Origin of the sequence: Flexilinea flocculi (genome assembly GCF_001192795.1) — a bacterium.
In the GTDB taxonomy this organism is placed as follows: domain Bacteria; phylum Chloroflexota; class Anaerolineae; order Anaerolineales; family Anaerolineaceae; genus Flexilinea; species Flexilinea flocculi.
In genome coordinates this window covers 529037-540475 of sequence record NZ_DF968181.1, presented here as the reverse complement: position 1 = coordinate 540475, position 11439 = coordinate 529037, and the positions used below count along the sequence as shown (strand labels likewise).

Here is an 11439-nt window from a genome sequence, read left to right as displayed (position 1 = left end):
TTTTTCCAATTCACAGTGATTCGAAATTCGAAAAGTCTGTATATATTTCTTCGAATTACTGTTCAATTTACCAATTTATTGCGGTTTACCTGTTCTCTTTTTCCCGCCATCGGTCCGAAAGGGCGGTCTTGACGGAAACGGCTTATCCTTTTTTTCGGAACTTCTTGATCGCTCAGAAGGTATTCTGCTTTTTTTCTCATCTTTTCCGTGAAAAATCTTCTGCGGTGCCCTCCCTTTTTCATTGGAGGACGGTTTTTTCGATACCAGGTCGCGCAGTTCCTTAACTTCTGAATCCTTCAGAAATACCCATTCCTTTGGTTTTAAATTTCCCAGCCGAAGCGTACCTATGCGTACCCTGACCAGTTTGACAATTGGAAGCCCAATCATTTTGCCGATTTCCCGTATTTCACGTTTTCGCCCTTCATGCATCGTAATACTGACCCAAGCACCTTCTCCCTGAAAACGCAGAATGCGGACATCAGCCGGCGCTGTCTTAACACCATCTTCAAGAACTACACCTCTGCGCCATTTCCCAAGCTGGTCCTCGTCCGGTCTTTTTGCAAAAAGAACATGGTATTCTTTTTCTTTTCCATAGCGAGGATGAGATAGTTTATTTGATAAATCGCCGTCATTGGTCAGTAAAACCAGCCCTTCGCTTTCAAAATCAAGTCTGCCGACCACAAACAAATCGTCTGAATTCGGTACCAGGGAAAAAACAGTCTGGCGTGGATCATCGGCTGGCCGATCTGACAGAACAAAACGTGGTTTATAAAGTGCAATATAAACTTTTTCAGGTTCAGTATATTGCAGCGAGGATCCATCTACCTTGATCTGGTCTTTATTCGGGTCTGCTTTTGATCCAATCGTTGCAGTCAGACCGTTAACAGTGACCCGTCCCTGTTGAATGATCACTTCACAATCTCTTCGGGAACCAAATCCGCATCGTGCCAGAATCTTTTGAAGTCGCTCTTCCATTTGTGCCTTCTTTCTTAATAACGAATAAACAATTCATTCAACATCAAACGCTTCTGCAAAAATCCGGCTATTCGAAATTTTAACTTTCTTTTCGAATAAAGAGAGAAAACTGTATGGAAGGTAGTTTTTACACTTTGCACAAAAACAACATTCCATGAAGAAATTTTTTTCTCATTTTTCATACCGCTGGCAAAAATCATTGACATCGTATGTTTTCACCAAATTTTAATCATCATACAACATTTACAAAACAATCTCAACCAACAATCATACCTTTCAGTAATTCGAAGGATGGATTGACTTTTTAAATCCATCCAGAAAATTTGTTGTTCGAATGGTTACTATTCCTATTTCGAATTTTGATATACCTTCTGAAAAAGTCTGATCATTCCTTTAAGATACGTTGATCTTTCGGATCAGACATATTCACATCAAAGGGAGGCAATTCTTTGATGGAAGTCAATCCAAAATATAAAAGAAAATCCTGCGTCGTCGCATACAGTACCGGTCTTCCGGGCGTTTCCGCTCTGCCAGCCTCTTCAATCAAACCACGATTCATCAAACCTCGCAACACACTGTCGCTGTTTACTCCTCGAATCAGGTCGATTGCCGGACGGGAAACAGGCTGCCGATATGCCACAATTGTCAGTGTCTCCTGAGCTGCCCGGCTGAGTTTCTGTGAAGATTCGATTCCTAAAAATCTTTCAATGGCATCGGCCGTCTCCGGAGCAGTCACCAATTTTACTCGATCCTCATGAAACTGAAGGCGAATTCCCCGTTGCTGTGACAGATATTGCTGCGACAATTCTTGTGATAGTCTGCGAACCTCTGCCACATTACATTCCATCACCTCAGCTAATTGTGCATATGGCACTGGACCGGATGCCACAAATAAAACAGCCTCTAAAATCGTCAAGGAATCAATGTTACAATTAGAATTATTCTCTATCATTCAGTAGTATCCACCAGTTCGGAGTAAATTTAAGGAGTAAAGATTATGAACTGTCGCAAAATAATTTTACCAGCTATTGTCTGCGCAAGTTTTCTCTTAGCCGGCTGGCATTCGTGGATGCCGTCGAATAATATGAAAAGCCAGCTTTCCACGCTCGATCAGCTCCAGACAGAAATCTCAAAAATCAGTCTGATGGACTCGGGAACTGAATTTACCCTGACTCTGACCGATACTGACATAACCAACGCTGCGAATGAAGCCCTTAAACAATACCAGACAGAAGTTGAACAAATGATTAAAAATTATGCAGGTATTGGAATAAAAGTGTCAGACCCGAAAATAGTTTTCACAGAAAACAATTTTTCGTTATCAGTGAAAGCCGGAGTCAGCTTTATTAAAGTAAATGCAAGCGCAGCTGGTACAATCAGTGCCCAAAATGGTATACCAGTAGTTACATTCAGCGCAATCGATACACCCATCGGAAGCGTTCCAGTTGAACAGGCAAATTCTTTCGTGCAAACCGAAATCGGGGAATCAACCGGCATCATCACAGCAATTTGTTCCTATTCAGATATTCAGATCCACGAAGGGCAAATTGTAATTACAGGCAAAAAGAAATAAAGCCTGAAAATGACTGGCTGTATGTTAGGAAAAACAGTATTACCGCAATACAACGCTCTCTTACCAAAGAGAGTTTTCCTTTTTATTCTCTTGATTGTCTCCTTTAGCGGAATGGCTGCTTGCCAGCCAATTCAATCGCTTTTAATGGAAAATAGAGAATCAATGTTGTCATTTACGATTGAAAAGAACAGCCAGATCATCCAAGGTAGCTGTCCAAAAGGGTCCACTGTTCAACAAGCCTTAGAACAAGCTGCAATCACTTATTCAGTACAGGATATCATAACGCCATCGCTGGCCGAAACCGTATCAGAAAATATGGTCATTAAAATCATTACCGTTACCTATGAAGAGACTAAAAGTCAAAAGATCATTCCATTTGCCAGTCAGACAATCCGGAATGAAACACTGCCAGAAGGGGAAACCTATATGATTCAAAGCGGGCAAAATGGGATCGAGGAGATCACAACCAGATCTGCGTTTCACGATGGAGTTCAGGTATCACAATCGATTTCAAATCGATCAATCATCAAGGAATCGATCCCTGAAATATTGATGATTGGTGTTCAAGCTGAACATGCGCCAATTCAGATACCCGGAAAAATTATTTATATTTCCAATGGTAGTGCCTGGTTGATGCAGGGAACTACCAGAGACAGAACGCCATTGGTAACCACGGGTGATCTGGATGGACGCGTTCTGGATCTTTCCTCAAACGGCGAATGGCTGCTTTTTTCTCGTATTACCAAAGATGATGAAATAAACTCCTTGTGGATGCTTCATATTACAGATTGGGAAGCAAAACCAATCAGCCTGAGAGTATCGAATGTAATCCATTTTGCAGCCTGGCTGCCAGGTGACACATTGCGATTTCTGTTTTCAACGGTAACGCCGCAGGAAAGCGCTCCAGGATGGAAAGCTGATAATAATCTGGAATTACAGGTGGTCAGTGAAAGTGGAATGATCATGTCAAAAGAGACGCTTGTCGAAAGCAATGAAGAGGGCCTTTATCACTGGTGGGGAACCGATTTTCTATTGTCGGCAGACGGAAGGACTTTGGCATACGCAAATTCAGACAGCATCGGATTAATTGACCGTTTAACCGGGGAAAAGAATCGTCTGATCACAATTCTCCCGTATGAAAAAACGCGCAGTGATTGGGCATGGATCCCTGGATTAAGCTGGTCTACCAATGAAAAATCACTGCTCTTCGCCTTTCACGGGGATATTTCCGGAGTCATCCAAAGTTATAATCCGACGGAATTTCACCTTGGATTATATGATTTAGAAAAATCACAGAGCAAAAAAATCCAAAATGAAACCGGACTTTTTTCCTATCCGGTATCCTCACCAGCATTTGAGGACAGTTCATCTTATGTTGCATTTCTTCAGGCAATCACGCCATCTGAAAGTGAAAACAGCCGATATCGGATAATGATAATGAATGCAGACGGCTTGGATCCCAAGACTGTTTTTCCATTAGAAGGCAGCGGATACATCACTCCGCAAAAAGTTTGCTGGGCGCCAGTTCATCTTAAAAATGACGCCTGGATTTCTTTTATCTATCAAGGTAACCTTTGGCTGGTCAATCCGTTTACAGGGATTTATAATCAGATCACGATTGATCAGTCCATCACGGACTTTATTTGGGAGTAAACCAAAATACGGAGGGATAATGCGCGTATTAATTACAGGTGCGGCAGGTTTTTTGGGGAGTCATTTATGCGATTACTGTCTGAAGCAAGGACATGAAGTAATTGGAATGGACAATTTTATCACAGGGAATCCCAAGAACCTTGCTCACCTGGCAGGTAACCAAAACTTCTCGTTCATTCGTCATGATGTATCCAATTTTATTTTTGTACCAGCCAAAATCGACCTGGTTCTCCATTTTGCATCTCCTGCCAGTCCAAATCCACAGTCTCCATATGGGTATACCAATTTGCCGATACAAACAATGAAAGCCGGCGCAATGGGCACACATAATGCGTTGGGTGTGGCGAAAGCAAATCAAGCGAGATTTCTTCTGGCTTCCACTAGCGAGATTTATGGCGACCCGCTGGAGCATCCGCAAAAAGAATCCTATTATGGACATGTTAATACAATGGGAATTCGCGCTGTCTATGATGAAGCAAAACGGTTCGCAGAATCCTTGACAATGGCTTATCATCGGTTCCATGGCGTGGATACGCGTATCGTAAGAATTTTTAATACATACGGACCACGAATGAGCCTGGATGATGGACGCGTTGTGCCGAATTTTCTTCAACAGGCTCTCCGGAAAGAACCGCTAACAATTTATGGGGATGGATTGCAGACCCGCAGTTTCTGCTATGTCAGCGACCTGATCAGAGGAATCTGGAAATTGGCAATGTCGGAAGAACATATGCCGGTAAACATCGGCAATCCGGTTGAAAATACGATGATTGAATTGGCTGAAGCAATCAATCGACTAACGAACAATCCTGCCGGCGTCGTGTATAAAGCGCATGACCGTGTCGGTGATGATCCGCAACAACGCAGACCGGATATTACACGTGCGCGTACAATTCTGGATTGGGAACCGGAAGTCTCACTCGAAGAAGGATTATTGAATACGATCCCATATTTTAAACAGGCAATGAACCATGATTAGTTTTATTAAAAAACCTGCAGAAAGAATTCGTTTTCTGAAATTTTGTACTGTCGGCGTATTTGGAGCTGTCGTCGATTTCGGTGTTATGAATCTTCTCTTACAATTAACAGAAACCAGTTCGAAAATTGCCAGTACCATATCATTTATTGCAGCGGTGATCAGCAATTTTATTTGGAATCATTTTTGGGCGTATCCGGATTCCCGCCAAAAGCCTCTATTACGGCAGCTAATCCAATTTTCGATTGTCAGTGTAATCGGTTTGGGTATCCGTTTTTTCCTGTTTCTGACGATAGAAAATCCGATAATTCAGCTCAGCCAAAAAATCGTACCGGCAACGTTTGTTCTTTCTCCATTGACTGTGGGTCACAATATCACGTTAGTGATCTCCATTGGCATTGTTCTGATCTGGAACTTTTTTGGCAATCGTTTTTGGACATATAACGACGTAAAATAACAACTTTTCAAAATCTCGACTTTCCTTTCGAATACAGCGAGTCGAAATATGAGGAGAATAAATTGAAGTCGTATTGTTTTTGTGCGAAGCATAAAAACAATATGACTTCAATTTTTCTCAATAGATTCGAAAGATTGATTTAGATTTCGAATCACTGTTGATAAATAAAAAATACTTCGAATCGCTGGTAAAATAATCACTATGGCAAATCCAAGAATTATCAGTGGCACCGTGAAAGGAATGCGGCTGCAGGGCGTGCCGGGCGACAGCACACGTCCGGTTACAGACCGTGTTAAAGAAGCAGTATTCAACATAATCGGAAGAGACATTGAAGGCGCATCCATGTTCGATTTGTTCGGCGGAACAGGCTCGATCGGTATTGAAGCCCTCAGCAGAGGCGCTTCCTACGTCCGGTTTTCAGATGCAAATAAAAATGCCTACAACACGATCCAAAATAATCTGCGTCTTACTCATTTTGAAAAGCAATCGAAAGTCTTTTTTGGCGATGTTTTCAACCTCCTCAAATCAATTCCGGATCGAGAATTTGAATACATCTATGTTGCTCCTCCCCAATATAAGGGAATGTGGCAGAAAACTATGATGATTTTAGATAAAAATGACGGATGGCTCACCGACGATGGTTGGATTATCGTTCAGATACATCCGATTGAAAGAGAAGACCTTACGCTCGAAAGCTATACCTGCTTTGATGAAAGAAAATATGGAAGCACAACGCTTCTTTTTTATGAACGAAAAGTAACTGATCCTGAATAATACAATAAGAATTAAATGAAAAAAAGCATCCATTTTTTAAGAATTGATGGATGCTTTTTTTTTTATTAATTTACAGGTTAACTGTCCCTGAGCGCCAGACGGTCCAGGCAGCGTTCCACCGTGATCAGCATCCGTGGAATGTGGAACGGACCTTTAAAAAGGTTGCCTTTACATGGCGGTAATGTCGGAGTTCCGTCACGATGCAGATAACCATACCATTCTCCAAATTCCGGATCAGCAAAACGGGAAAAAGCGTATTGATCAACTTTCTTAAACCAGTCCAGATACAATTCATTCCCGGTCTGTTCATAGAACAGAAGGCTTGCGATCAGGGCTTCGGTTACCGGCCACCAGAGTTTCATATCATGTTCCAATTGTTCCGGAGGGAATCCCAAAATATCAATAAAGGAGTAAACACCCCCAAATTCTTTATCCCAGCCAAGTTCCAGTGAAGTATTGAAAATTAGCTCCGCTTTTTTTGCCAGATCAGCGTCCTGGGTCATCTGTGCCTGGCGCAGTAAAAACCATGCCGCTTCCATAGAATGTCCGGGATTTACCGTACGGCCGGCGGGAATACTCGGCAGAAATTCGCCATCCTTACCAGTAGTTTCAAAAAGGACTTTGTATTCCGAATTATAACTATAACGCATGATATCGGCAGTCAATTCTTTTGCAGCAGCAGCATACAAATCGATATGATCCGGATCACACTCCTGAAGGATATGCGTAACATTTAACATGATCATTGGAAATGCCAGCGACTTTGTCGGCCGTGTTTCCTGATAATATTTCGGAGTGATCTTATAAGGATCTTTGGCAGGATCATGATAAATATCCATTAAGAATTGGAAATATGTATATGCCTGATCCAGCATTCTTTGATCGCCAAAAGCTTTGCCTGCTTCAGCAGCAGCAATAATATAGAAAGTTTCGCTGAAGTAATACCGGCGTTTCCTCAACGGTTTCCCGTCAGCGGTAACCGTAAAATACATCCGCTTGTCCTTCGGATCAATGCAATGATGGACGATAAAATCTAAGCAACTATATGCAGCATCTTTCCATTCCGGTTGTATACCATATTGATTACAGAGATGAGCAAAAATCCATGCGCTTCGTCCCTGAAACCATACGCTTTTATCAGTTCCATACAGCGTTCCTTTCCGATCCAGACAAGTAAAAATTCCGTTATGAACAGAATCCATACCGTTTTTCAACCAAAATGGAATGCAGTCAGTCAATAAGGCATCAGCGTACTTTTTTTGAATTGTATCAATCCATTCTTTTTGCATAGCAAAGCTCCTATTGATATTCTTTTTCATGTGCAAATAAAAGAGCAGCAGCTCCGATGACGCCCGCAGTTTCTCCTAACTGAGCTTTCTCAACAGGAGTATTTCGGGCTGTCCAGATTACCTGATTTTGAATTACTTTCCGCACTGGATTCAGCAGAAGATCACCCTGTTCCGCAACACCTCCAGCTAAAATGATAATTTCCGGATTGACTGCATGCACCATACTTGCAGCGGCATATCCCAGCGCCGTCCCGCAATCTTCGACAATTTCATTCGCCAGAGGATCTCCGTTTCGTGCTGCTTCGAAAACCATCGGGCAGGTAATCTGATCAACCAATCCACCGGAATACTTTAATAGAACAGCGCCTGATTCCGGATTATTCTTCACACGCTGCTGAGCTATGTCAGTAATACCGGTACCCGATGCAATATCTTCAACGACACCCGGAACGCCTGCTCTGGACATTTTCCCTGGGTAATTGATAATCAGAAAACCAAGATGTCCTGCAAGGCCGATTCCTCCACGACAAATTTTTCCATCGACAATGACGGCGCCACCGATACCGGTTCCCACTGTAAAGCCAACGATATCTTTATAACCTTTTCCAACGCCAAATTTCCCCTCGCCAAAAATCGCCGCTTGAGAATCGTTGATTACTTTTACCTTCATATGGAAACGGTCACTGAGGATACTTTGAATTGGAATCGGTTTGAATCCGAAATCCGGTTCCCGATTGTGTCCAAAAATCTCCCCATTCCGATTAATTTGTCCCGAACATCCAAAACCGATTCCTGCTATCGGATATCTTCTCACTGTTTCTGATTCAAGGAAATCTTGAATCATCTGATCAAGATGACCGATAAACTCATCAAAATCTAATTGGCGGACACCGATATTTTTCTCTTTTCGAAATTGAATTACTTCGCCCTGATCTGAAATAAGCCCAATCCGAATATTTGTACCACCAGAATCTATTCCAACAGCGTATTGACTCATATTACTTTTCTTAAAGCTGTTGATATTTCCGACTGGCGCGAACATAACGCTCCGTAATCAGCCAGGGACGAGTCACTGCGGAACCAATAACAATTGCATGCACACCCATTGCAAACGCACGAGAAACATTTTCTGGATCCCAGAATCTGCCTTCAGCAATCACAGGTTTTGGTTGTTTTTGGATAAGCGCTTCGATGAATGCAAAATCAGGAGTGTACTCATCTGATTCGTCATTCAACGAAAGGGTTGGAGCAACAATATCCGCAGAAGTTCGGATAGCATCCTCAAAAATATGGCAGTCTGCCATTACAGGCGTTTGTAAATCTTCCTGAATTCTTTGGACGATTTCGATAACATTTTCATCATTCTGACGGCGTCTTGCTGTCGTATCCAGCGCAATCAAATCCGCGCCTGCTTCAACCAACTGTCGAGCATCTTCAAAAGTCGGGGTAATCATAATACCGTGTTCATCCAAACCAGGCCGTTTCCAAATTCCGATAATCGGTAAATCCACCCTTTTTTTTATGTAAGCGACATCCTGTGCGCTGTTCACGCGCAATCCACTGGCTCCCCCCATTAATGCGCATTCAGCAAAAACACCCATAAATTCCGTAGAATGCGTCGGATCCCCCGGTTTGGATTGACAGGAAATAATGATTCCCCCGTCGAACTGTTTCAATAATTGTCTTAATTTTTCATCCTTCGACATAATAATTCCTATCTTGTTTCAATTTTTTTTACCCTTTTACTGATCCAGCCGTCATTCCACGAATCAATGACTTTTGAGCGATAAATATAAAAATTACGGTTGGGATCGAGGATATTGTAATCGCTGCTGCCATCGGGCCCCATTCAACCTGATAGGATGTGATAAAAAAGGAAGTTCCTACGGTCGCAGTCACAGAATTTTTAAAACTCAATACGCCGCTGAATAGATATTCATTCCAACTGGTAATAAATCCCAAGATTGCTGTGGAGGCAATTCCCGGCCGGAGGACTGGGATGATGACCTTTGTTAACATCTGAATGATATTCGCTCCATCAATTTCTGCAGCTTCTTCTATTTCTACAGGCAAATCCTGAATATATCCAATAAAAAGGAGCAACGAGGTAGGAATAATAAACAAGGTATGCATGAAAATGATCGCGATACGCGTATCAATCAAATGAAATTTATTAAAAATCAGGAAAACAGGGATTGCTAAAGCTAAAGCTGGCATTAAGCGCAGCAGCATTGTTGCGCCTAATATTTTTTCACCGAATCCATGATAACGGACAATGCTATATGCAGCGGGAATACTGACCAGTGTAGCAAATAACGTCGAGATAATTGCAATGATCACACTATTCTGCAAGTATTTGCCAAAGTTATATCCGCCTTTCGAAAACACATGAATATAGTGATCCAAGACTGGCTTAAAAATCCACTTGGGAGGTGATGAAGAAATATCCGCATTGCTCTTAAAGGATGTCAGAACATTCGTGAATACACCAATGTTGAAAACGACAAGGATCACAAGAACTACAAGCAGAATGAGTATGATCCCGAGTATTCTTTTCTTTTTTGTATTCATGGCTACTTTATTCCTTTCAACATCCGTTTAACAAGGTAAAGTGAAGGGATGAGCAGCATAATTGCCAGGGTGAACGATGCTGCACTCGCCATTCCGTAGTCGCTTCTCTGGAAAGCACGCCGATAAATATAAATACTGATACCCTGTGTAAACGATCCCGGACCTCCTGCAGAAAGTGCAAATACGAGTTCAAAGATAAGGAAAGATGCCAGTAATTTTTCCAGGAATGTAACCCAGAGGATCGAAGAAATCAGAGGAAATGTCACATGCATCAAACGTTGAAAAGCATTGGCGCCGTCCACTTTTGAAGCTTCAATTAATTCCTGAGATACTCCCTGCATCGCAGAATAGACATTAATAAACACAAACGGCGTTCGATTAATGGCATCCGCACCGAGTATGGTTGAATTCACAAAAGCTACTCCGAGCATAGCAGTCGTTCCAGTTATTCCACTGAGCAGATAGGCAATCGGTCCGACAAATTCATTGAATAATAGGCGGAACATCGTTCCCATCAGAAACGGAGAAATCACCATCGGCAACAAAAATAACGTAATGGCAGCACTTTTTCCGGGAAAATTTCGATTAAATAACTGAGCAATCAAAACACCCAGAACCATTTGGATCAGCGTCGCAATCACTGCAAAACGAAGACTCCATAAGAGGGACGCGCCAAAATCCGCACTTTGGAATAATTTTATATAATTCCCAAAACCAATAAAATCCGGATTGTTAATGTTATTGATTCGTGCGTTATAAAAACTTAGCCTCAGCCCATATAACATCGGCGCCAAAGCAAAACAGACCAGCCATATAGTTATCGGTAATAAAAGCAGCCACCCGATGATTTTTTTGTTTTTTATTCTATGGCGCCTCATTTTTCAACTCCTTCTGATTGAAATAATGTTTTTTTTAAAAATTGATTCATGATTTCAAAGAAAATAATCCATTTCGCCAACCTGATACCGTTATTAGCTAACTGTTCAGGATTGTCGATTCTCATCACCGATTCGAAATATGAGAATGATTGATTACAATGTTGTTTTTATACGAAGAGTAATAAAAACGCTGTAATCAATTCTCTTACTTTTCGTAAAGGACTTTCCCGAATTTCGAATTATCAGATTCCCATCTGGAGGCAGACTGATCAAGATTTTGATGTCTGCCGGCA

The 11439-nt window shown here is 41.8% G+C and carries 12 protein-coding genes; 5 read left to right on the top strand and 7 right to left on the bottom strand.

Translation table 11 applies throughout. The annotated features are described in order from the left end of the window. Positions 1–75: 75 nt before the first annotated feature. Together ATC1_RS07250 and scpB are read right to left on the bottom strand one after the other, a co-directional pair. Positions 76–975 (bottom strand): pseudouridine synthase, encoded by a 900-nt coding sequence (locus ATC1_RS07250; RefSeq protein ID WP_062279763.1) that lies wholly within the window; start codon positions 973–975, stop codon positions 76–78. Between the two features lie 385 nt (positions 976–1360). Next, positions 1361–1927, bottom strand: a complete 567-nt coding sequence (gene scpB, locus ATC1_RS07240) for an SMC-Scp complex subunit ScpB (protein ID WP_062279758.1) — start codon at positions 1925–1927, stop codon at positions 1361–1363. Positions 1928–1972: 45 nt separating this feature from the next. On the opposite strand from scpB, the gene ATC1_RS07235 reads away from it, so the two are divergent. The 5 genes from ATC1_RS07235 to rsmD all read left to right on the top strand — a co-directional run bounded on the left by ATC1_RS07235 (position 1973) and on the right by rsmD (position 6408). Further along, positions 1973–2548, top strand: coding sequence for a hypothetical protein (locus ATC1_RS07235; RefSeq protein ID WP_062279756.1), 576 nt, complete (start codon positions 1973–1975; stop codon positions 2546–2548). A gap of 9 nt (positions 2549–2557) precedes the next feature. After that, the gene (locus ATC1_RS07230; protein ID WP_082174705.1) at positions 2558–4201 is read left to right on the top strand and encodes a G5 domain-containing protein; all 1644 of its coding nucleotides are present in this window, start codon (positions 2558–2560) and stop codon (positions 4199–4201) included. A gap of 19 nt (positions 4202–4220) precedes the next feature. Next, positions 4221–5180 carry a UDP-glucuronic acid decarboxylase family protein gene (locus tag ATC1_RS07225; RefSeq protein WP_062279752.1) on the top strand — a complete coding sequence of 320 codons (960 nt, stop codon included), beginning with the start codon at positions 4221–4223 and terminating at the stop codon, positions 5178–5180. Continuing rightward, positions 5173–5634 carry a GtrA family protein gene (locus tag ATC1_RS07220; protein ID WP_062279750.1) on the top strand — a complete coding sequence of 154 codons (462 nt, stop codon included), beginning with the start codon at positions 5173–5175 and terminating at the stop codon, positions 5632–5634. The genes ATC1_RS07225 and ATC1_RS07220 overlap by 8 nt, the downstream gene beginning before the upstream one ends. Positions 5635–5835: 201 nt before the next feature. Further along, positions 5836–6408, top strand: a complete 573-nt coding sequence (gene rsmD, locus ATC1_RS07215; RefSeq protein WP_062279748.1) for a 16S rRNA (guanine(966)-N(2))-methyltransferase RsmD — start codon at positions 5836–5838, stop codon at positions 6406–6408. A 77-nt stretch (positions 6409–6485) separates the two neighbouring features. On the opposite strand, the gene ATC1_RS07210 is transcribed toward rsmD, so the two are convergent. The 5 genes from ATC1_RS07210 to ATC1_RS07190 are packed head-to-tail and all read right to left on the bottom strand — an operon-like array spanning position 6486 to position 11146. After that, positions 6486–7697 (bottom strand): AGE family epimerase/isomerase, encoded by a 1212-nt coding sequence (locus ATC1_RS07210; protein WP_062279746.1) that lies wholly within the window; start codon positions 7695–7697, stop codon positions 6486–6488. A gap of 10 nt (positions 7698–7707) precedes the next feature. After that, positions 7708–8694: an ROK family protein gene (locus ATC1_RS07205; RefSeq protein ID WP_062279744.1), complete on the bottom strand. Its 987-nt coding sequence runs from the start codon at positions 8692–8694 to the stop codon at positions 7708–7710. Positions 8695–8704: 10 nt separating this feature from the next. Beyond that, positions 8705–9403, bottom strand: coding sequence for an N-acetylmannosamine-6-phosphate 2-epimerase (locus ATC1_RS07200; protein ID WP_062279742.1), 699 nt, complete (start codon positions 9401–9403; stop codon positions 8705–8707). Between the two features lie 28 nt (positions 9404–9431). Then, the gene (locus ATC1_RS07195) at positions 9432–10268 is read right to left on the bottom strand and encodes a carbohydrate ABC transporter permease (protein ID WP_062279740.1); all 837 of its coding nucleotides are present in this window, start codon (positions 10266–10268) and stop codon (positions 9432–9434) included. A gap of 2 nt (positions 10269–10270) precedes the next feature. Next, positions 10271–11146 carry a carbohydrate ABC transporter permease gene (locus tag ATC1_RS07190; RefSeq protein ID WP_062279738.1) on the bottom strand — a complete coding sequence of 292 codons (876 nt, stop codon included), beginning with the start codon at positions 11144–11146 and terminating at the stop codon, positions 10271–10273. Positions 11147–11439: the final 293 nt, after the last annotated feature.